We start from the raw sequence: 18631 nt of genomic DNA on the forward strand, positions 1-18631 counted from the left end.
TTCACCCCTTGTTCATGCGCTCACGCAGCTCCTCGATGCTGATTTCGCGCATGCGGAACTTCTGGATCTTACCGGTCACGGTCATGGGAAACTCTTCAACGAACTTAAAGTAACGCGGCGTCTTGAAGTGCGCGATACGCTCCTTGCACCAGGTCTGCAGCTCCAGCTCATTGGCCGAATGGCCGGGGTGGAACTTGATCCAGGCGACGATCTCCTCGCCGTACCTGTCGCAGGGGATGCCGATTACCTGCACATCGGCCACCGCAGGATGGGTGAAGAAGAACTCTTCCAGCTCTCGCGGATAAATGTTCTCGCCACCGCGAATGATCATGTCCTTGTTGCGCCCGGCAATGCACACATAACCCTGCTGGTTCATGGTGGCCAGGTCACCGGTGTGCATCCAGCCGGCCTGATCGATGGACTCGCGGGTGCCCTCAGGGTTGTTCCAGTAACCGAGCATGACGCTGTAGCCCCGGGTGCAGAGCTCACCGATGGTGCCGCGAGGCACCACATTGCCGGCCTCGTCGATGATCTTGCTCTCCAGGTGCGGCTGGGTCCTGCCCACGGTGGTCACCCGCAGTTCCAGGTCGTCGTCCGGCCCGGTCTGCAGCGACACCGGGCTGGTTTCGGTCATGCCGTAGGCGATCTGCACTTCGCTCATGTGCATTTCGCTGATCACCCGGCGCATCACCTCGATCGGGCAGGTGGCCCCGGCCATGATCCCGGTCCGCAGGCTCGACAGGTCGAACTCGCTGCGTCGGGGCTGATCGAGCACAGCGATAAACATCGTGGGTACGCCGTACAGGCCGGTGGCGCGCTCTTCGGCCACCGCAGTCAAGGTCAGCAGCGGGTCAAAGGCGTCATTGGGATAGATCATGGTGGTGCCGTGGGTGATGCACCCCAGGTTGCCCATGACCATGCCGAAGCAGTGGTACAGCGGCACCGGGATCACCAGCCGGTCGGCAGCAGTCAGGCCCAGGCTCTCCCCCACCATGTAACCGTTGTTGAGGATGTTGTAGTGGCTCAGGGTCGCGCCCTTGGGGAAACCGGTGGTGCCGGAGGTGTACTGGATATTCACCGGCTGGTCGAAATCCAGGCTGTCCTGGCGCGCCTGCAACTGCTCGGCCGTGGCCCCCGCCCCCAGCGCCGATAGCTGCGACCAGGGCAGGAAACCCGACGGCGGCTGCGCATCCAGGCTGATCACCCCGCGCAGCTCGGGTAACCGCTCGCTGTGCAATTGGCCGATGGACTGTTGCGCCAGCTCGGGCACCAGGCCCTGGAGCATGCCGTGGTAATCGGACGTCTTGAATGCTCCGGCGCAGATCAGCCACTGGCAGCCGGACTGCCTGAGCACATACTCCAGCTCGGAACTGCGGTAGGCCGGATTGATGTTCACCAGAATCGCGCCGATCTTGGCGCTGGCGAACTGGGCGATGCACCACTGGGCGCAGTTGGGGGCCCAGATCCCCAGGCGATCGCCGGTCTTGAGCCCCAGGGCCAACAGCGCCCGGGCATGCAGGTCGACCGCCTCGCGCAGTTGCTGCCAGGTGTAGCGCAGCTGCTGGTGGCGCACCACCAGAGCCTCGCCCTGGGGATAGGCGGCGACGGTGTTATCGAAAGCCTGGCCGATGGTCAACGCCAGCAGCGGCTGGTCTTGCGTACCACGGGTGTAACTGCGATCCGGCTGGAAACCCGAGTGTTCCATGACGACCCCTATTGTCTTTATTAGTGGGTGTGCAGGAGCCAGGCGAAAGGTGCAAAACAGCCTGGCTCCAATCGAAAGCCTCGCTACTCTGGCGCAAGTTGACGTTTACGTAAAGGGCGATTGACAGCCACCGGTCGCAGGTTTACGTTAACGTAAAGGTGAGAGCCAGGCCGCGCCGCTCTCGACATGCTGTTCCCTCAATAAAAACAAGTTTGAAGGTGCCCCGCCATGAGTTACCCGACCCTGAACTTCGCCCTCGGTGAAACCATCGACATGCTGCGCCAACAGGTCCAGGCCTTCGTCAAGGCGGAGCTGGCACCCCGGGCAGCGCAGATCGATGTCGACAACCTGTTCCCCGCCGACATGTGGCGCAAATTCGGCGACATGGGCCTCTTGGGCATCACCGTGGCGGAAGAATACGGTGGCGCCGGCCTGGGTTACCTGGCGCATGTGGTCGCCATGGAGGAGATCAGCCGCGGCTCGGCCTCGGTGGCGCTGTCCTACGGCGCGCACTCCAACCTCTGTGTGAACCAGATCAACCGCAACGGCAACCACGAACAGAAGAGCAAATACCTGCCCAAGCTGATCAGCGGCGAACACATCGGCGCCCTGGCCATGAGCGAACCCAATGCCGGCTCCGACGTGGTGTCGATGAAGCTGCGGGCCGACAAACGCGGCGACCATTTCGTGCTCAACGGCAGCAAGACCTGGATCACCAACGGCCCCGATGCCAACACCTACGTGATCTACGCCAAGACCGACCTGGAGAAAGGCCCCCACGGCATCACCGCGTTCATCGTCGAGCGCGACTGGAAAGGCTTCAGCCGCAGCAACAAGTTCGACAAGCTGGGCATGCGCGGCTCCAACACCTGCGAGCTGTTCTTCGATGACGTGGAAGTGCCGGAGGAAAACATCCTCGGCGTGCTCAATGGTGGCGTCAAAGTGCTGATGAGCGGCCTCGACTACGAGCGCGTGGTGCTCTCCGGCGGCCCCACCGGGATCATGCAGGCCTGCATGGACCTGGTGGTGCCCTACATCCACGACCGCAAGCAGTTCGGCCAGAGCATCGGCGAATTCCAGCTGATCCAGGGCAAGATCGCCGACATGTACACCCAGCTCAACGCCAGCCGCGCCTACCTGTATGCGGTGGCCCAAGCCTGCGAGCGCGGCGAAACCACCCGCAAGGATGCCGCCGGAGTGATCCTCTACAGCGCCGAGCGCGCGACCCAGATGGCCCTCGACGCAATCCAGATCCTCGGCGGCAACGGCTACATCAATGAATTCCCCGCCGGCCGCCTGCTGCGCGACGCCAAGCTCTACGAGATCGGCGCCGGCACCAGCGAGATCCGCCGCATGCTGATCGGTCGCGAACTGTTCAACGAAACCCGCTAACGGAGCTGTCCATGGCTATCTTGCATACCCAGCTCAACCCGCGCTCGGCGGAGTTCGTGGCCAACAGCGAGGCGATGCTGGCCCAGGTCGACGCCTTGCACAGCCTGCTCGCCCAGGTCCAGCAAGGCGGCGGCGCCAAGGCCCAGGAGCGCCACACTTCGCGAGGCAAGCTGCTGCCCCGCGAGCGCATCAACCGCCTGCTCGACCCCGGCTCGCCGTTCCTGGAAATCAGCGCCCTGGCCGCCTATGAGGTCTACGGCGAAGACGTACCCGCCGCTGGAGTGATTGCCGGTATCGGCCGGGTGGAAGGTGTCGAATGCATGATCGTGGCCAACGACGCCACGGTGAAAGGCGGTTCCTATTACCCGCTGACGGTGAAAAAGCACCTGCGGGCGCAGACCATCGCCCAGCAGAACCGCCTGCCGTGCATCTACCTGGTGGACTCCGGCGGCGCCAACCTGCCGCGCCAGGATGAAGTGTTCCCGGACCGCGAGCACTTCGGGCGGATCTTCTTCAACCAGGCCAACATGAGCGCCCAGGGCATCCCGCAGATCGCCGTGGTGATGGGCTCCTGCACCGCCGGTGGTGCCTATGTTCCGGCCATGGCCGACGAAGCCATCATGGTCCGTGAACAAGCCACTATCTTTCTCGCCGGCCCGCCCCTGGTGAAAGCCGCTACCGGCGAAGTGGTAAGTGCCGAGGACCTGGGCGGCGCCGATGTGCATTGCAAGATTTCCGGGGTCGCCGACCACTATGCCGAGAGTGACGAACACGCCCTGGCCCTGGCCCGACGCAGCGTGGCCAACCTCAACTGGCACAAACAGGGCCAATTGCAACAACGCACGCCGATCGCTCCGCTGTATGCCCGCGATGAACTCTATGGCGTGGTCCCGGCCGATCCCAAGCAGCCGTTCGATGTACGTGAAGTCATCGCCCGGCTGGTGGACGGTTCGGTATTCGATGAGTTCAAGGCCCTGTTCGGCACCACCCTGGTCTGCGGCTTCGCCCACCTGCACGGCTACCCGGTGGCCATCCTCGCCAACAACGGCATCCTCTTCGCCGAAGCCGCGCAAAAAGGCGCGCACTTCATCGAACTGGTCTGCCAGCGCGGGATTCCGCTGCTGTTCCTGCAGAACATAACCGGTTTCATGGTGGGGCAGAAATATGAGGCTGGCGGCATCGCCAAGCACGGCGCCAAGCTGGTGACCGCAGTGGCCTGCGCCCAGGTACCGAAGTTCACGGTGATCATCGGCGGCAGTTTCGGTGCCGGCAACTACGGCATGTGCGGCCGGGCCTATGACCCGCGCTTCCTGTGGATGTGGCCCAACGCGCGCATCGGCGTGATGGGGGCCGAGCAGGCCGCCGGAGTCCTGGTGCAGGTCAAGCGCGAACAGGCCGAGCGCGGCGGGCAAAGCTTCGACGCCGCCCAGGAAGCCCAGATCAAGCAGCCGATCCTCGACCAGTACGAGCATCAGGGGCACCCTTACTACTCCAGCGCACGGCTCTGGGATGACGGCGTCATCGACCCGGCGCAAACCCGTGACGTACTGGCCCTGGCCCTGTCTGCGGCCCTCAACGCCCCCATCGAACAGAGCCGCTTCGGCGTGTTCCGCATGTAATCCTGCGCGAGAAGAACATGAGCGACTTCAATACCCTGGAACTGCTGCGTGACCCTCGAGGCTTCGCCACCCTGTGGCTCAGCCGCGAAGACAAGAACAACGCCTTCAACGCCGAAATGATCCGTGAACTGATCCTCGCCCTGGATCAGGTGCAGGGCGACCCGAGCCTGCGCTTCCTGCTGCTGCGCGGGCGCGGCCGGCATTTCAGCGCCGGCGCCGACCTGGCCTGGATGCAGCAATCGGCCGAGCTCGACTACCACACCAACCTCGACGACGCCCGGGAACTGGCGGAGCTGATGTACAACCTGGCCAAGCTGAAGATCCCGACCCTGGCGGTGGTGCAAGGCGCGGCCTTTGGCGGGGCCCTGGGCCTGATCAGTTGCTGCGACATGGCCATTGGCAGTGACGAGGCGCAGTTCTGCCTCTCCGAAGTGCGCATCGGCCTGGCACCAGCGGTCATCAGCCCGTTCGTGGTCCAGGCCATCGGCGAACGCGCTGCCCGCCGCTATGCCCTCACCGCCGAACGCTTTGGCGGCCAGCGGGCGCGGGAAATCGGTCTCCTGGCAGAAAGCTATCCCGCCGCAGAGCTGGATCAACAGGTCCAGCAGTGGGTCGACAATCTGCTGCTCAACAGTCCCCAGGCGATGCGCGCCAGCAAGGACCTGCTGCGGGAAGTGGGCAACGGCGCGTTGACCACCGCCCTGCGTCGCTATTGCGAAAACGCCATCGCCCGCATCCGGGTCAGCGCCGAAGGCCAGGAAGGCCTGCGGGCATTCCTGGAAAAACGCCCGCCCAGCTGGCAGTCCGAGACCACGTCCAAGGAGTTCCGTTGATGAGCGCCCCTGTTCTAGACACCCTGCTGGTGGCCAACCGCGGCGAGATCGCCTGCCGGGTGATGCGCACCGCCAAGGCCCTGGGCCTGACCACCGTGGCCGTGCACAGCGCTACCGACCGCGACGCCCGGCACAGCCGTGAAGCGGATATCCGCGTGGACCTAGGCGGCAGCAAGGCTGCCGACAGCTACCTGCAGATCGACAAGCTGATTGCCGCCGCCCGGGCCAGCGGCGCCCAGGCCATCCATCCCGGGTATGGGTTTCTCTCGGAGAACGCCGGTTTTGCCCGAGCCATCGAAGCCGCCGGGCTGATTTTCCTCGGCCCGCCTGCCGCGGCCATCGACGCCATGGGCAGCAAGTCGGCAGCCAAGGCGCTGATGGAAACCGCCGGGGTGCCCCTGGTTCCGGGTTACCACGGTGAAGCCCAGGACCTGGAAACCTTCCGCAATGCCGCCGAACGCATCGGCTACCCGGTGCTGCTCAAGGCCACCGCGGGCGGTGGCGGCAAGGGTATGAAAGTCGTCGAGGACGTCAGCCAACTGGCCGAAGCCCTGGCCTCGGCCCAGCGCGAAGCCCAGTCGTCCTTCGGCGATTCGCGGATGCTGGTGGAAAAGTACCTGCTCAAGCCACGGCACGTGGAGATCCAGGTGTTTGCCGACCAGCACGGCAACTGCCTGTACCTCAACGAACGCGACTGTTCGATCCAGCGCCGCCACCAGAAAGTGGTCGAGGAAGCTCCGGCCCCGGGCCTCAGCCCCGAACTGCGCAAGGCCATGGGCGAAGCCGCGGTGCGCGCGGCCCAGGCCATTGGCTACGTGGGTGCCGGCACCGTGGAGTTTCTCCTGGATGCCCGTGGCGAATTCTTCTTCATGGAGATGAACACCCGATTGCAGGTGGAACACCCGGTCACCGAGGCCATCACCGGCCTGGACCTGGTGGCCTGGCAGATCCGCGTGGCCCGCGGCGAAACCCTGCCCATCAGCCAGGAGCAGGTGCCGCTACGCGGGCATGCGATCGAAGTACGGCTGTATGCCGAAGACCCGGCCAACGACTTTCTTCCGGCCACCGGGCGCCTGGAGCTGTACCGCGAATCGGTTGCAGGCCCCGGTCGGCGGGTGGACAGCGGTGTCGAGGAAGGCGACAGCGTTTCGCCCTTCTACGACCCGATGCTGGGCAAGCTCATTGCCTGGGGCGAAGACCGCGAGCAGGCGCGCCTGCGGTTGCTGAGCATGCTCGACGAGTTCGTCATCGGTGGCCTGAAGACCAACCTGGCGTTTCTGCGGCGCATCATTGCCCACCCGGCCTTTGCCGAAGCGCAGCTGGATACCGGCTTTATCCCTCGCTATCAGGAGCAGTTGCTGCCAGCCGCAGGCGAGCTGAGTGCAGACTTCTGGCAAGCGGCCGCCCACGCCTTCAGCCAGAGCCAGCCGCCACGCACACGAAGCGATGATCCCGACTCGCCATGGTCCGCCATCAACGGCTGGCGCAACGGCCTGCCAGCGCAAACCAGCCTGCACCTGAGCTGCGCCGGCCAGGATCAGGCCATCAGCCTTGGCGCTCGCACTGCGGCCTTTGAGCTGCAGGGCGAGCACCTATGGACAGAGCAACAGGGACTGCGCCGCGAGCACCGGGCCATCCGTCGCGACGACACCCTGTACCTGAACTGGCAGGGCGACACACATGCCGTCAGCGCCTATGACCCGATTGCCGCGGCCGAAGCCAGCCATAGCCAGCAAGGCGGGCTGACTGCGCCGATGAATGGCAGCATCGTTCGGATATTGGTCAGCCCGGGTCAAAGCGTCGAGGCCGGTGCACAACTGGTGGTGCTGGAAGCCATGAAGATGGAACACAGCATTCGTGCACCCCAGGCCGGGGTCATCAAGGCGCTGTATTGCCAGGAAGGCGAAATGGTCAGCGAAGGCAGTGCACTGGTGGAGTTGGAATAACTCCCAAGTAAGAAAGCCCCTTCCTGTTTGCAGGAAGGGGCTTCTAGGGAAAGTTAAAACTTCGCAGTAGCTTGTACGACTACACCAATAATCCGGCACTTGTCGCTGTAGAGCATCTTCGGATAAGTAGGATTGAGCGGAACCAGGTAACGCAAACCACCCTCTTGCACCAACTTGCGGAAGATCGCCTCGTCACTACCAGGACACTGTACAACCACCAACTTCCCGGGTTCGGCGCCAATCGCCGGGTCCACCAGGATCAGCATGTCCTGGCTGATGCTCAGACCGCTGGGAGCGATCATCGCGTCGCCGACCACCACCAGCCAGAATGCCGCGCCCCGGGCCTGATAGTCGGAAAGCTCGTAGCGCTCCGGCACGTAGGCAGGCTGCCCGTCTTCGCGAACCTCGCCGGCCACCCGCCAATCGCTCACCGGGTAACGGAAGTACGGGTTGTACTTGTTGAGCAGCGCAGGCCCGTCTGCCAGGGGCTCGCCATCGTCTCCTAGCAAGGGTTTCTCGCGGACCACCAGGGCCACTTCGAGAAAGCCCATGCCGATCTCTTCCAGCACCCGGTTCATGTCTTCGATCTTCGGTTGGCGGCGCTTGCTCAACCAGTGACCGATACCCCCTTGAGACATGCCCAGGCGCTCGGCGAGCTTTTCCTGTGTGACCTTGCGGCCTTTCATGTTGGCTTTGACCAACTCGATCCATTTGTCCATGGGCCGAACAATACGTTGTGTATTTCCAGCCTCAACACACAACTTGTAGTATTTGAAATCCCGTCACAATTACAATGTGTATTAACATCGCCCTACCCCTATTTCCTTTCTCAGACAGGGCAGAACACTTCATGAACACAAGCAGCAAGGACGTGCCGGAACTCGATACAGAGACCACATTAAGCTCACTCAAGGACAGCCAGGCTGCCCGACGCGCAATGGACTATTACTTGAAGCCGGCCATTACCGAGTCAGACAAGGAAGAGAAGTTCTTCGAAATCAGGCGCAGCCTGAGCAGCGAGGAAGCCATGATCCACGCCTCCGACCTGCTGCGCTGTGCAGCGGCCACCGCCTACGATGCAGCGGACAATCTGCGGGGAGCCAATCGCGACCTGGCGTTTTCAGTGGTGCACATGATCGATCTGGCCAAGGCCCTGGTGGACAAATCACTGGAAAGCCAGCGCGTTGAGTCGAACTGAAGCCCTGCGCAGGGCTGGACGTGAAGCCAGCGACGGGAAAAAACGGAAGTGGAAAAATATTTTCCGGAAGGCGGGGAAAAACATTTGACTTGCAAATGATAATGATTATTATTGCAAGCAACTGGTCGCGAGATCAGTCGATAGCCCAAAGGACCTTAGGTCGGACCTTTGGATTATCTCCTCATCAGGCTAATCACGGTTTTTGACCCGGCTTTTTGCCGGGTCTTTTTTTTTGCCAGTTTTTCTGGCTTGGCTTCAGGCTAATGAAGACTGTAGGTGCCGCAAAAAATAATGGCGGCGATGATAGCAAAAGAATGTCCTTTTGCAAGCAAACGCCCGTCGTAAAAGCCCTGCAAATCAAAAAGTAGCGCTTGAGAATCAATCGCATAGCCACTAAGCTTCGTCTGCGTCAAGGACGACGCCCCCCTTCTTTTACCCCCCCTTCTGTGTAGAGTAGCGCTCATAACAATCCTGATAAGGAATCGATTATGACCGTGGGCAATCACACTTCTTTTGATATTTGCGCTGATTTCGACAGTGGCAACATCGACGTACTGGATATCAGCAACCCGTTGCAGGCACTGCTGGCCATCCGCCCGGATACCCGCAGCCCGCACTTCCAGTGGTTTCATTTCAAGGTCAGCGGCCTGCATGTCGGCCAGGAACACTGGTTTCGCCTGACCAACGCCAGCCAGTCCTCCTACAACAAAGCCTGGACCGGCTACCAGGCAGTGGCCTCCTACGACCATGTGAACTGGTTTCGCGTACCGACGATCTTCGAAGGCGACGCCTTGCGCTTCAACCTGGAAGCCACCCAGACCCATGCCTGGTTCGCCTACTTCGAACCCTACAGCCGTGGCCGCCACGACTGGCTGATCGACCAGGCCCTGACCAAGGCCGGCACCGAGTTGCTGGCCGTGGGTAAAAGCGTCGAAGGCCGGGACATCCAGTTGCTGCGCAAAGGCAGCGGCGCGCCAGGCCAACGCAAGATCTGGATCATCGCCCAGCAGCATCCCGGTGAGCACATGGCCGAATGGTTCATGGAGGGCGTGATCGAGCGCCTGTTCCGTCACGATGATGCGGAGCTCAACGCGCTACTGGCCAAGGCCGACCTGTACCTGGTGCCGAACATGAACCCCGACGGCGCATTCCACGGCCACTTGCGCACCAACGCCCAGGGCCAGGACCTGAACCGTGCCTGGCAGACCGCCAGCCAGGAACTCAGCCCGGAAGTGCTGTTCGTCCAGCAGCAGATGGAACAATACGGCGTCGACCTGTTTCTCGATGTGCACGGCGATGAAGAGATTCCCCACGTGTTCACCGCCGGCTGCGAAGGCAACCCGGGCTATACCCCGCGACTGGAGAAGCTCGAGGAGCATTTCCGCAGCCACCTGAAACGCCAGACCCGGGACTTCCAGACCACCCACGGCTACACCCGGGACAAACCCGGCCAGGCCAACATGGCCCTGGCCTGCAATGCCGTCGGGGAAAAGTACGACTGCCTGGCCCTGACCCTGGAAATGCCCTTCAAGGACCACGATGACAACCCCAACCCGCTCACCGGCTGGTCGGGCAAACGCTCCATGCAACTGGGCAAGGATGTGCTGAGCACCCTGGCCGACCTGGTGGATCACCTGCGCTGAACCCGACTGAGGGCTGCGCCCCCCGTTGCGCAGCCCTCAGTCACCCTCCCCGACCGGCACCCGCCGGCAATCCTCCGGCCCCAGCAAGCGCCCGTCCGCCGAGCGCAGCTCCAGCGCGCGCAACGGCTGCCCGGTCTGCCGGTCGACCATCCGTGAATGCGCTTCCCCTTCCTGGTAGAAAAACGCTTCGCCCCATTGGCGCAAGCCGATGATCAGGGGAAACAGCCCCCTGCCCTTTTCCGTCAGCACGTACTCCTGGTAGGCACTGCCATCGGACGCCGGGACAACCTCGAACACCCCATGTTCCACCAGGGTCCGCAGACGTGTGGCCAGGATGTTCTTGGCCATGCCGAGGTTGCGCTGGAACTCGCCAAAACGGCGGATTCCGTCAAAGGCATCCCGCACGATCAGCAGGGACCACCAGTCGCCAATGGCGTCCAGTGAGCGGGCAACCGGGCACTCGGCATCTTGCAGGCTGGTGCGCTTGACCATGTTGGGCATTCTCCGATCAGGCCAAAGGAAAGTGGTTGCAATATAAAACCATGATCTTTACCGTACAACTGGTTTCATTATGAAACCAAAAACCGGAGCCCAACATGTCAGCCAATTCTTCCCCTCACGCCTCGCCTGCTCTTTCCACCAAAGTGGTGCTGCTGTTCGCCATCGCCTGCGGTCTGGCGGTGGGTAACGTCTACTACGCCCAGCCACTGCTGGATGCCATGGCTCATACCTTCGACCTGGCGCCGGCCACCGTGGGCATCGTCATCACCCTGACCCAGGTCGGCTATGGCCTGGGCCTGCTGTTGCTGGTGCCCTTGGGGGACCTGTACAACCGGCGACGGCTGATCGTGACCCAAACCCTGCTCTCGGTGCTGGCCCTGCTCACCGTGGCCCTGGCCCCGAGCAGCGCCTGGCTGCTGCTGGGCATGGCCTGCATCGGCCTGCTGGCGGTGGTAACCCAGGTACTGGTGGCCTACGCCGCCAACCTGGCCTCGGCAGCGCAACGCGGCCGAACCGTGGGCATGGTCACCAGCGGCGTGGTGGTAGGCATCCTGCTGGCCCGTACCGTGGCCGGGACCATGGCCGACCTGGCGGGCTGGCGTTCGGTCTATCTGTTGTCCGCCGGGCTGACCCTGCTGGTGGCCCTGGCCCTGTGGAAAACCCTGCCTACCCGCGAGCAACCCAAGGCCACCCAGGGTTACGGGCAATTGCTCGGTTCGCTGCTGCAACTGTTCAGGGAGGAAAAGGTGCTGCGGGACCGGGCGGTGCTGGCGATGCTGATCTTCGCCGCCGGCACCGTGCTGTGGACGCCATTGGTGTTGCCATTGAGTGCCCCGCCACTGTCCTTGTCCCACACCGAGATCGGCCTGTTCGGCCTCGCCGGCGCGGCAGGCGCCCTGGGCGCGGCACGGGCCGGGCACCTGGCCGACCGCGGCCTGGCGCAGTGGACCAGCGGCCTGGCACTGGGCCTGATGCTGCTGTCCTGGCTGCCCATTGCCTTCACTCAATCGTCCCTCTGGGCCCTGCTGTTCGGGGTAATCAGCTTCGACCTGGGCCTGCAGGCCGTGCACGTCACCAGCCAGAGCCTGATCTACAGCGTGCGCCCCGAGGCGCAGAGCCGACTGGCCGCCGGCTACATGCTGTTCTATTCCCTGGGCAGCGCCGCAGGTTCCATCGCCGCCACCGCCACCTACGCCTGGGCCGGCTGGACCGGGGTCTGCCTGCTGGGGGCCGGGATCAACGGCGTGGCGCTGATCTACTGGCTATGGAGCCTGGCCCCGGGCAAAGCCGCGGCCAGGGTGCGTTGCGCCACTTGAGCCCGGCGCCGCCGGGTTCAATCAACCGCGGCCGCGCAACATGCTCTGCAGCACACCATCGCGACGCACCCAGCCATGGAACAGCGCCGCGGCCAGATGCAGCAGCACGGTGAAAAACAGCAGGTACGCCAGATAACCATGGGCCTTGCGCAACACCGCAAACAGCTGGGCATTGGCCGGCAGGATCGCCGGCAGTTGCAGCGAACTGCCGAGCATCACCGGGTCACCGGCCGCCGAGATCATGCCCCAGCCCAGCAGCGGCAGGCTCAGCATCAAGGCGTACAGCAGCACATGGGAGGCCTTGGCCGCCAGCACCTGCCAGCCCGGCAGGTCTGCCGGCAACGGCGGTTGTCGGGTGTAGAAACGCACCCATAGGCGCACCAGCACCAACAGCAGGATGGCGATCCCCAGGGGCTTGTGCAGGTGGATCAGCCATTCATGACGCGCGGAAACCGAGGCCACCATGCCGGCGCCGATGAACAGCATGGCGATGATCAGCAACGCCATCAGCCAGTGCAGCAGGCGCGCCAGGGGGGCGAAATGTCGAGGTTGGCTATTCATGGACGTGGCTCCTGGGCGCCGGGCAATTGGCTGACTTCGCTGGTGCGACGCAGGTAGGAACTGGCGTAGGCCGCAGAGCGCGCTGCCAGCAGGGGGTCGTCGGACGCCTGGATGCCGCTGGGCAGGATCAGCGGGTCGTAATTGATGTCCCGACACTCGCCGCTGTTCTGCGCCTGGGTGCTTTGCAGCACCAGGGTCCCGGCGTTGATTACCGGCCGCTGCGCCGGCCAGGCCTTGCTGGCGTCATCCGTGGGGTCACCGGGCGCCGCCAGGGTGATCTGCAAGCGCCAGCGCAGCGGCCCTTGGGCCAGGCGCCGAGCCAGGTCCTGCTCCAGGTAGTCGGCGCCTTGCGGGGCACTGCCTGCATCAGGCCCATCACGGGTCTCGGGCACTACCCCCCAGCGCACTGCCTGGCGCTTACCGCTGCCATCCACCAGATAGAAGGCATTGATCCCGTTGTAGCTTTCACTGGCATAGCTGGCCGAAGGTTTGGCGCCCTTGACCCATTGCAGGAACGGCGCCGCCTCGGGATGGCTGGCGAAGAATGCCGGCACTTTGCTCGGGTCCGGCTTGCCCGTGGCCGGATCAGGGGAGCCGGCCTGTTGCAACTGATAGAAGGCTTCGGGAGTGCCCACCGGGAACACCGGCATGCTGTTCATCCCGGTCCGCCACTGCTGGCCGTTGGCCTGGAGGAAACGCAGCGCCAGGCTGCGGATCGGCACGCTGCTGTCCGGCGCATAGGGGTTGCCACTGGGCAGGGCAAAGCGCCCCACCACCGGCGTGCGTGCCTCATTGAACACCTGCGCCGTGGAGTAGGCCCGGGCCTCGCCGCTGCTTTCGAAGTAGCCGATGACGCACACCCCCTTGGCGTGGTTGCGGCGATACCCCGGGTGCACGCCATTGTTGGTTTCCAGCACATCCACCAGGGCCTTGGGGGTCAGGCGACCGGGATCGAGGCTGCCATGCACATAGGCCAGAACCCCCGCAGCGACGGCAACCACCAGGGCGATTGCCCCCAGGCGCAGGGTCAGGCTGACGGGCCCCAGGGGTGGGCGGTCGGGCTTTGATGAAGGATCAACCATGGGACATCTCCAATACGCGAAGCCATGAGGGCAAGGACCTGTCAGACGCAGCTCGCCCAGGGTTATTCCATGACCGGTATTTATTTTTCTGCGGCTGGAATAACCTGCTGTGCGGCGCGTCTTCCTAGCCTCAAGCCTAGTGACTGGCCCAGCATCCGCAGGATTTCATGAACGATCTCGACCAACAGCTACGCCCGCTGATTCCAAGGCTGCGCCGCTTTGCCCTGTCCCTGACGCGCCAACCCAGCAGCGCCGACGATCTGGTGCAGGCCTGCCTGGAACGCGCCCTCGCCGGATGGACCGGGAAACGCCCCGAAGGCGACCTGCGGGCCTGGCTGTTCGCCATCCTCTACCGGCAGTTCCTCGATGCCCACCGGCGTTCCCGACGCTACGCGCGGATGCTGGAGTTCTTCACCGGCCGTGACGACAGCCAGCCCTCGGTGGAGCGCACGGTGATGGCGCAATCGACCCTGGAAGCCTTCGACCGCCTGAATGCCGAACAGCGCGCCCTGCTGCTCTGGGTGTCGGTGGAAGGCTTGAGCTACAAGGAGATCGCCGAGATTCTCCAGGTGCCCACCGGCACCGTGATGTCGCGCCTGTCCCGGGCCCGCCAGGCCCTGCGCCAACTCAGCGACGGCGAAATCAGCAGCCCTTCTCTACGGATACTCAAATGATCAGCCTGCCCCCCAGCGACAGCGACTTGCACGCTTATGTCGATCACCAACTCAGTGAGCAGGACCGCCGGCTGCTGGAACACTACCTGGCCAGCCACCCGCAGGTGGCGGCCCGGGTCCAGGCCTGGCAGCAGGACGCCCAGCACCTGCGGGCGGCCCTGGGTGGTGCCCTGCTGCAGCCGGCCAACCCGGCGCTGGACCCTGTGCAGATCCGCGCGCGCCTGAAGCAACGTAGCCTGCGCCGCCTGGCCAGTGCCGCGGTGCTCCTGATGGCGGTGGGCGTGGGCGGCCTGAGCGGCTGGCAGGCGCGGGAACTGACCCTGGCCGGCAGCAGCGTGCTGCCCATGACCGACGCCCTGCAGGCCTATCGTCTGTTTGCCGAGCAGGGCATGCTCCCCGCGGACTTCAAGGTACAGGGCAATCAGAGCATGCAGGCCTGGCTGGACCGCTACTTCACCCAGGCCAGCCCATTGCCGGATCTGCAGGGGGCCGGGTTCAGGGCCGTCAGCGGGCGCCTGCTGAGCACCGAGCAAGGCCCGGCGGCCATGGTGCTGTACGAGGATCGCGAGGGGCGCAAGGTCAGCTTCTACATCCGCCCGCCAGGGCCGCAGAACAAACTGCTGCCCCCGGGCAGCCGCCGCGAGGGCCCGTTGCAGGCGCAGTACTGGTCCGGCCAGGGCTACAACTACGCCATGGTCGGCCCGGCGGAAATTCCCCTGTAGCCCTCAGAAGCCCACGTCCAGCACCACGTTGTCGATATAGGTGCCGGCCGGGGGGGTGCTCTGGTCGGTGTAGATCCTGGCGTTGTAGTTGAAGATCTGGCTGCCGGTGCCCAGGCCGTTGCCGGGGTTCACCTCGGCATCGGTGCTGGAGCGCCGGGCACTGCCGACACTGCCCCAGCGGGTGCTACCGGCACTCTTGAAGATGTCGTAGGCCAGGTAGTTGCTGCCGGAAATCATCTGCCTGCGCCCCCCCGCACTTACCGGGTGCTGGCCGTCGCTCAGGCCCACGGTGTAGGCACTGCCCTTGGTGCAGGCCAGGTTGATGGTCTGCCCGGTCACCGTCGCGAAGGCGCTGATCACCGGCGCGCTGCCGAAACTGATGTTCGGCGCAGTGATCACGCAATCGTTGGACACCGTCATGTTCACGGTCAGGCTCTGGGTACCGCTGCCGACATCCCGGCCCAGACAGATCCCCAGGGCGCCGATTCCGGAGCAATAGTTCCAGCTCCAGAGAATGCTCAGGTTCTCGGTATAGACCCCCGCCGCCACGTTGCTGCCGGTGAGGGTACCCAGGTAGATGGGCACCGTCTTGGCCACGGTCGGGCTGCCCAGCAGGCCCAGCAGGTCGATGATGGAATTGCGGGCGAAGTCGAACTGCACCCCGCGGGTGATCGGATAGCTGGTGCTGTTGTTGGCGTACAGGGTGTAGCTGATGACGTCGCCGGTAGGTCCCACCATGCCGCTGGTGGTGGAGGTGATGGTGGCGTAGAAATGATCGTTGCTGGCCAGAATGCTCAGCAGCGAGCCGGTACAGCTCAGCCCGGCATTGGTGGTGGAGGCCGGCTGCGAGGTGGTGCGCACCAGGATCGAGCTGACGGTACCGAAGCCTGCCGGCGCGGTCGGGACCGTCGTGCACAGTGCCTGGGCCGTGCACGACAGCACGCTCGCCAGCAGCCCCAGTATTGCCTGTCGCCATCCCTTGCCCGCATTCACACGCCACGCTCCTTGATCCGGTGATACCGCCGTTACTGACAGATCAGCGGGCCGATCAACGGCACCTGCTGCTGTTGCATGTCGATGTCGAACTGCGCCCGGCAGGTCTTGCCGTCGGCCAGTTCCACGTGCAGGGTGTTTTGGGCCGCGAGGTTTTCCAGATAGACCAGCCCATCCCAGCCGACCACCGTCCGCGCCCCGCTCTGCTCATGGGTGACGTTGCTGCCCAGGGGCAGCTCGCGCTGCTGGGCGTCCACCAGCACCACGCTGGCGGCAATGATCCGGGTCAGCGGAAACTCCAGCAGGTAGCCGCTGCCACGCCGCACCGCCACCCGCTGCTCGACATTCGGGCTCTGCACGTTGGCCGGCAGGTTCAGCGGATCGATCTCGTACTTGCCGCGGTAATAGGCGCTGCTCCAGGGCACCAGCAGATGGCCGTTCTTGTCGGTCTGGCCCACCAGCTGGTTTTCATAGCGCACCGGGATGTCCTTGTAGCCGTCGGTACTGACCACCACGAAGGCGTCGTCGATCTGGTTGGCGGCGAACACCTGGCGGTCCATCCACACCAGTGAACCGCTGGCATCGGCCCAGCGGGTTTCGGCATCGCTGGTGCCATAGACCCCGGCCTGCAGGCGCACCGACTGCAGGCGCCAGGTTACGTCGGCCTGGCGATAGTCGGCGCCACTGCCGGTGGCGTAGCCAAGGTTGTAGCCAACCCCGCCTTCGATCGGCACCGAGCGGCTGAAGTTGACCCGCTGGCGGCTTTCCCCGGTCTTGCTGCGCTCGTTGCTCAGGCTCAGGCTGCCGTGCAGGTCGAAGGGGATCACCAGTTGTGCCTGCATGGCCCAGTGGCTGTCGCCGATCTCGCGGTTGGCCGACAGGTAGAAGCTGCTGCTGTGCCACAGCGGCTTGCTCCAGGTCAGGTTCAACAGCCGGGTACGGGTCGAGTCGGCGGCGCGCACATCGAAATAACCGGCGCCCAGGCTGCCGAAGCGCTCCAGGTTGAGGCTCAGGGTCAGTTGCTCGCTACGCTGGCTGAGGCTGGTGTAGGGGCTGTCGACCACCGTCAGGTCGGCGTACTGATCACGCCGCTGCACCCGCTGGTAGGCGACGCTGTAGCGCTGGCTGCTGTACTGATAGCCAAGGCTCAACTGCTGGCCGCCGTCGCCGTCGAAACGGCTCTGGCTGACGGCGGTATTGATCACCCCGAACTGCCCCAGCCGCAGGTTGCCGCCGACCCCGCCCAGGGTCAGGGAGTCCGAGGCTTCGGCATGGCCTTCCAGGGTCAGGCTATCGCTCAGGCCGTAGCGCAGGCTGCCGGAAGTCACCCCCGGGCCATAGCCGAAGTCGCGCAGGGTGTAGTCCCGGCGCAAGGTACCCGCGGCCACCGAGAAGTCCGTCAGGCCCTTTTGCAGCAAGGTGCTGGTGACGTAGAACGGCACCGTGGTAGACACCTGCCGGCCAAGGGCATCGGTGGTGACCACCACCGCTTCGCCGGCGCCGTTGATGAAGGGAATGTTGGTCAGGGTGTAGGGGCCGGGCTGCAGGTCGGCGCTGCTGGATTTGTAGCCGTTGATGAACAGGTCCACCGAGGACGGCACCGCTGCTTCCCCGGCGAACTGCGGCAAGGGATAGGTCACCAGGTCCGGACGCACCGAGAAATCCCGGGACAGTTGCACCCCGCCCAGGCGCACCGAGTTGCTCCAGGGCAAGGCGCCACTGATCAGGTCACCGGCCTCGTAGGTCAGCAGGCGTTCATCGTCGGAAAAACGCCAGGTGGTGTCATAGCGTCGGTAACCGTTGTTCAGGGAGCTGTTCCCAACCCCCGACAGGGTCTGGCGGTACTGCCCGGTGTTGGACAGCGTGCCCCAGGAGTCGAACAGCCGCACCTCGTTCCAGGCCGCCAGGTAGGTGCCGCCGTCATCGGTGTCGTTGAGGTACAGGTCGTAGTTGAGCAACCCGCCGAAGCTGCTCAGGGCCGGGGTCCGTGGGTAGGCCTGGCGGCTGCCGATGAATTGCTCCGGCAACCAGTCGGGCGGCACGTCCAGCAGCAGCCGCTGGCCCTGGCTGTCGTAGTCGCTGTGCAGGCCCGGCAGGCTGTCCAGGTCGACCTCGGCGCCCAGCCCCTCGGGCAGCTTGATCCCGGTTTCACGCAGGGTCTGCGCCGGCAGAAACAGCCGGCCGGAGCGCTGCTCCACCGCCACCACCTTCCCTGTGTTCATCTGATTGATCACCAGTTCCAGAAACAGCTGTGCATCGGCCATCGACTCCAGGCTGCTGGGCGGCGGCGGCAGTTCGCCCGCCGGCACCCCTGCGGCCAGCATCAGGCTACACAGGCCGGTCACCAGCCCTTGCCACCTGCGAAAACGCCGAGCCGGGTCCTGGCTCATTGCGGGCTCAAGTCCATCTATGGACATCTCCATCCCGGGGCGGATGCGCCACCGCG

Annotated in this window: 16 protein-coding genes; 9 read left to right on the forward strand and 7 right to left on the reverse strand. The window is 64.2% G+C overall.

Annotated features, from left to right (window positions below; all coding sequences use genetic code 11):
- Position 1 precedes the first annotated feature (1 nt).
- Complete coding sequence (locus tag BLS75_RS29980) at positions 2-1705, reverse strand: AMP-binding protein (protein ID WP_072452704.1); 1704 nt, start codon at positions 1703-1705, stop codon at positions 2-4.
- A gap of 228 nt (positions 1706-1933) precedes the next feature.
- On the opposite strand from BLS75_RS29980, the gene BLS75_RS29985 reads away from it, so the two are divergent.
- From BLS75_RS29985 to BLS75_RS30000, 4 genes are read left to right on the forward strand one after another with little or no spacing between them, the layout of a single operon-like run.
- A complete protein-coding gene (locus tag BLS75_RS29985; protein ID WP_015636316.1) occupies positions 1934-3097 on the forward strand; it encodes an isovaleryl-CoA dehydrogenase in 1164 nt (387 codons plus the stop codon).
- 11 nt (positions 3098-3108) lie between these two features.
- Entirely contained in the window at positions 3109-4716 is a 1608-nt protein-coding gene (locus BLS75_RS29990; protein ID WP_072452702.1) for a carboxyl transferase domain-containing protein, read from the forward strand.
- Between the two features lie 17 nt (positions 4717-4733).
- Complete coding sequence (locus BLS75_RS29995; protein WP_072452700.1) at positions 4734-5549, forward strand: gamma-carboxygeranoyl-CoA hydratase; 816 nt, start codon at positions 4734-4736, stop codon at positions 5547-5549.
- Positions 5549-7495 carry an acetyl/propionyl/methylcrotonyl-CoA carboxylase subunit alpha gene (locus BLS75_RS30000; protein ID WP_072452698.1) on the forward strand — a complete coding sequence of 649 codons (1947 nt, stop codon included), beginning with the start codon at positions 5549-5551 and terminating at the stop codon, positions 7493-7495. The genes BLS75_RS29995 and BLS75_RS30000 overlap by 1 nt, the downstream gene beginning before the upstream one ends.
- Before the next feature lie 53 nt (positions 7496-7548).
- On the opposite strand, the gene BLS75_RS30005 is transcribed toward BLS75_RS30000, so the two are convergent.
- On the reverse strand, positions 7549-8214 hold the full coding sequence (locus BLS75_RS30005) for a LexA family protein (RefSeq protein ID WP_011062227.1): 666 nt from the start codon (positions 8212-8214) through the stop codon (positions 7549-7551).
- Between the two features lie 131 nt (positions 8215-8345).
- On the opposite strand from BLS75_RS30005, the gene BLS75_RS30010 reads away from it, so the two are divergent.
- A complete protein-coding gene (locus tag BLS75_RS30010) occupies positions 8346-8693 on the forward strand; it encodes a DUF6124 family protein (protein ID WP_015636319.1) in 348 nt (115 codons plus the stop codon).
- Positions 8694-9181: 488 nt separating this feature from the next.
- Positions 9182-10336 (forward strand): M14 family metallopeptidase, encoded by a 1155-nt coding sequence (locus BLS75_RS30020; RefSeq protein WP_011062229.1) that lies wholly within the window; start codon positions 9182-9184, stop codon positions 10334-10336.
- A gap of 36 nt (positions 10337-10372) precedes the next feature.
- Here BLS75_RS30020 and BLS75_RS30025 read toward each other — a convergent pair whose 3' ends face one another.
- Positions 10373-10828: a winged helix-turn-helix transcriptional regulator gene (locus BLS75_RS30025; RefSeq protein WP_011062230.1), complete on the reverse strand. Its 456-nt coding sequence runs from the start codon at positions 10826-10828 to the stop codon at positions 10373-10375.
- A 104-nt stretch (positions 10829-10932) separates the two neighbouring features.
- On the opposite strand from BLS75_RS30025, the gene BLS75_RS30030 reads away from it, so the two are divergent.
- Positions 10933-12153 carry an MFS transporter gene (locus tag BLS75_RS30030; protein ID WP_072452694.1) on the forward strand — a complete coding sequence of 407 codons (1221 nt, stop codon included), beginning with the start codon at positions 10933-10935 and terminating at the stop codon, positions 12151-12153.
- Between the two features lie 21 nt (positions 12154-12174).
- Here the strand turns inward: BLS75_RS30030 and BLS75_RS30035 are convergent, their stop codons facing one another.
- Together BLS75_RS30035 and BLS75_RS30040 are read right to left on the reverse strand one after the other, a co-directional pair.
- The gene (locus BLS75_RS30035; protein WP_011062232.1) at positions 12175-12714 is read right to left on the reverse strand and encodes a cytochrome b; all 540 of its coding nucleotides are present in this window, start codon (positions 12712-12714) and stop codon (positions 12175-12177) included.
- Positions 12711-13796, reverse strand: coding sequence for a catalase family peroxidase (locus tag BLS75_RS30040; protein WP_072452692.1), 1086 nt, complete (start codon positions 13794-13796; stop codon positions 12711-12713). Before BLS75_RS30040 ends, BLS75_RS30035 begins: the two co-directional genes overlap by 4 nt.
- A gap of 167 nt (positions 13797-13963) precedes the next feature.
- On the opposite strand from BLS75_RS30040, the gene BLS75_RS30045 reads away from it, so the two are divergent.
- Together BLS75_RS30045 and BLS75_RS30050 are read left to right on the forward strand one after the other, a co-directional pair.
- The gene (locus BLS75_RS30045) at positions 13964-14470 is read left to right on the forward strand and encodes an RNA polymerase sigma factor (protein ID WP_053152719.1); all 507 of its coding nucleotides are present in this window, start codon (positions 13964-13966) and stop codon (positions 14468-14470) included.
- On the forward strand, positions 14467-15192 hold the full coding sequence (locus BLS75_RS30050; RefSeq protein WP_065363221.1) for an anti-sigma factor family protein: 726 nt from the start codon (positions 14467-14469) through the stop codon (positions 15190-15192). The genes BLS75_RS30045 and BLS75_RS30050 overlap by 4 nt, the downstream gene beginning before the upstream one ends.
- A gap of 3 nt (positions 15193-15195) precedes the next feature.
- Here BLS75_RS30050 and BLS75_RS30055 read toward each other — a convergent pair whose 3' ends face one another.
- Both BLS75_RS30055 and BLS75_RS30060 read right to left on the reverse strand, forming a co-directional pair.
- A complete protein-coding gene (locus tag BLS75_RS30055) occupies positions 15196-16185 on the reverse strand; it encodes a Csu type fimbrial protein (protein ID WP_011062236.1) in 990 nt (329 codons plus the stop codon).
- 32 nt (positions 16186-16217) lie between these two features.
- Entirely contained in the window at positions 16218-18575 is a 2358-nt protein-coding gene (locus BLS75_RS30060; protein WP_072452690.1) for a fimbria/pilus outer membrane usher protein, read from the reverse strand.
- Positions 18576-18631 lie beyond the last annotated feature (56 nt).

Source organism: Pseudomonas sp. NFPP12, assembly GCF_900103205.1.
Taxonomy (GTDB): Bacteria; Pseudomonadota; Gammaproteobacteria; order Pseudomonadales; family Pseudomonadaceae; genus Aquipseudomonas; species Aquipseudomonas protegens.

Bases quoted from the DNA above. Each gene is read 5' to 3' on its own strand.
- BLS75_RS29995 (WP_072452700.1), top strand. From the start codon at position 4,734: ATGAGCGACTTCAATACCCTGGAACTGCTGCGTGACCCTCGAGGCTTC.
- BLS75_RS29980 (WP_072452704.1), bottom strand. From the start codon at position 1,705: ATGGAACACTCGGGTTTCCAGCCGGATCGCAGTTACACCCGTGGTACG.
- BLS75_RS30040 (WP_072452692.1), bottom strand. From the start codon at position 13,796: ATGGTTGATCCTTCATCAAAGCCCGACCGCCCACCCCTGGGGCCCGTC.
- BLS75_RS30010 (WP_015636319.1), top strand. From the start codon at position 8,346: ATGAACACAAGCAGCAAGGACGTGCCGGAACTCGATACAGAGACCACA.
- BLS75_RS30050 (WP_065363221.1), top strand. From the start codon at position 14,467: ATGATCAGCCTGCCCCCCAGCGACAGCGACTTGCACGCTTATGTCGAT.
- BLS75_RS30005 (WP_011062227.1), bottom strand. From the start codon at position 8,214: ATGGACAAATGGATCGAGTTGGTCAAAGCCAACATGAAAGGCCGCAAG.
- BLS75_RS29990 (WP_072452702.1), top strand. From the start codon at position 3,109: ATGGCTATCTTGCATACCCAGCTCAACCCGCGCTCGGCGGAGTTCGTG.
- BLS75_RS29985 (WP_015636316.1), top strand. From the start codon at position 1,934: ATGAGTTACCCGACCCTGAACTTCGCCCTCGGTGAAACCATCGACATG.
- BLS75_RS30060 (WP_072452690.1), bottom strand. From the start codon at position 18,575: ATGAGCCAGGACCCGGCTCGGCGTTTTCGCAGGTGGCAAGGGCTGGTG.
- BLS75_RS30000 (WP_072452698.1), top strand. From the start codon at position 5,549: ATGAGCGCCCCTGTTCTAGACACCCTGCTGGTGGCCAACCGCGGCGAG.
- BLS75_RS30030 (WP_072452694.1), top strand. From the start codon at position 10,933: ATGTCAGCCAATTCTTCCCCTCACGCCTCGCCTGCTCTTTCCACCAAA.
- BLS75_RS30020 (WP_011062229.1), top strand. From the start codon at position 9,182: ATGACCGTGGGCAATCACACTTCTTTTGATATTTGCGCTGATTTCGAC.
- BLS75_RS30035 (WP_011062232.1), bottom strand. From the start codon at position 12,714: ATGAATAGCCAACCTCGACATTTCGCCCCCCTGGCGCGCCTGCTGCAC.
- BLS75_RS30045 (WP_053152719.1), top strand. From the start codon at position 13,964: ATGAACGATCTCGACCAACAGCTACGCCCGCTGATTCCAAGGCTGCGC.
- BLS75_RS30025 (WP_011062230.1), bottom strand. From the start codon at position 10,828: ATGGTCAAGCGCACCAGCCTGCAAGATGCCGAGTGCCCGGTTGCCCGC.